Consider the following 415-nt stretch of genomic DNA (forward strand, 5'->3'; position numbering starts at 1 on the left):
GCTTTAGGACTTGCTTGCGTGAATGATGCCCATTCTGAACTATTCCAAAACCATGAAGGTACCTGTAATTGGTTTTCACCATCTTCTGCTTCAACCTTAAACACTCTGCCTTTAAATTTTGTAGTTGGCCCCAAAGCACGTGTATACTCGCCATTTGGGTCTAATATAATAAATCTTGCGTTTGGTTTTATTTCTGATTCCATTGCAGCCTCGAGTGACCACTGGATTAACCCTGCAACAGAACAAGACTTACCACTACCCGTATTACCAAGTACTGCTATATGACGACCAAATAATCTGTCGGGATCTACAGCCACATTAGCATTGTTAGCAAGTGGGCTTTGCCCAATAATCACCCGCCTATTATTACCAGACTCGACAATTGATCTAAGCTGTAAATCTGTTGGTAGTAAAA

1 protein-coding gene is annotated in these 415 nt (G+C 41.2%); it reads right to left on the reverse strand.

The features are described 5' to 3' along the window. The coding region (locus RTW80_RS27485; protein ID WP_312721253.1) for a helicase HerA domain-containing protein at window positions 1–415 on the reverse strand (415 nt) is incomplete at both ends.

The sequence above is a fragment of the Escherichia sp. AM3 genome, assembly GCF_032029835.1.
Taxonomy (GTDB): domain Bacteria; phylum Pseudomonadota; class Gammaproteobacteria; order Enterobacterales; family Enterobacteriaceae; genus Escherichia; species Escherichia coli.